The organism is Pseudomonas sp. SWRI50, from assembly GCF_014269095.1.
Taxonomy (GTDB): Bacteria; Pseudomonadota; Gammaproteobacteria; order Pseudomonadales; family Pseudomonadaceae; genus Aquipseudomonas; species Aquipseudomonas kermanshahensis.
In genome coordinates this window covers 1-564 of record NZ_JABWRW010000070.1, presented here as the reverse complement: position 1 = coordinate 564, position 564 = coordinate 1, and the positions used below count along the sequence as shown (strand labels likewise).

The following is a 564-nucleotide window of genomic DNA, read 5'->3' as shown; positions in this document are numbered from 1 at the left end:
CTGCTCGATGTGCGCCGCAAGGAAATGGGCATGGTGTTCCAGTCCTTCGCCCTGATGCCGCACATGAGCGTGCTGCAGAACACCGCCTTCGGCCTGGAAATCGCCGGCGTTGCTGAAACCGAACGCCACCGCCGTGCCCGCGAGGCGCTGAGCCAGGTCGGCCTGGCCGGTCACGAGCACAGCTACCCGCACCAGCTGTCCGGCGGCATGCAGCAGCGCGTGGGCCTGGCACGGGCGCTGGCCAACGACCCGACCATCCTGTTGATGGACGAAGCCTTCTCGGCCCTTGACCCGCTGATCCGCAACGAGATGCAGGGCGAGCTGATGCGCCTGCAGGCCGAGCAGCAGCGCACCATCCTCTTCATTTCCCACGACATCGAGGAAGCCATCCGCATCGGCCATCGCATCGCGATCATGGAGGGCGGCCGGGTGGTGCAAATCGGCACTCCACAGCAGCTGATCAACCAGCCGGCCAACGATTACGTGCGCGCGTTCTTCAAGACCTTCAACAGCCGCTGCCAGTGTTCCAGCCTGGCCAACAGCACGCCGTTGCAGTCCCTGAGC

The 564-nt window shown here is 65.2% G+C and carries 1 protein-coding gene; it reads left to right on the top strand.

Annotated features, from left to right (window positions below; all coding sequences use genetic code 11):
* On the top strand, positions 1 to 564 hold a 564-nt coding region (locus HU750_RS26975; RefSeq protein WP_186683387.1), incomplete at both ends, for an ATP-binding cassette domain-containing protein.